Below are 382 nucleotides of genomic sequence, written 5' to 3' on the forward strand. Positions count from 1 at the left end.
TTTGATGGTCTTTATTTCTTTATCTACCAAAATGCAAGGTACAGGATTGGTGGTATGAGCTGTATTTGGGCTGCCATCTTCATTGATCATGAATTCGCTGTTCCCATGGTCTGCGATCACCAGCACGCTGTAATCGTTCTCTACCGCAGCCTCAATGACTTCTTTAGCACATTGGTCAACGGTTTCACATGCTTTTACAGCTGCTTCAAAAACGCCTGTGTGGCCAACCATATCCGGATTGGCAAAATTAAGGCAAATAAAATCTGCCGACTGATTCCTGATTTCAGGAACAATTTCCGCAGTTACTTCGAAGGCGCTCATTTCAGGCTTCAGGTCGTAAGTGGCCACTTTTGGCGAATTCACCATGATCCTTCTTTCTCCT

General features: G+C 44.5%; 1 protein-coding gene. It reads right to left on the bottom strand.

From position 1 onward, the window contains the following. Positions 1–382, bottom strand: a 382-nt coding sequence (locus HC175_RS20275) for an alkaline phosphatase family protein (protein ID WP_209310144.1), incomplete at both ends; no start/stop codon positions are given.

This window comes from Salinimicrobium oceani (assembly GCF_012037645.1).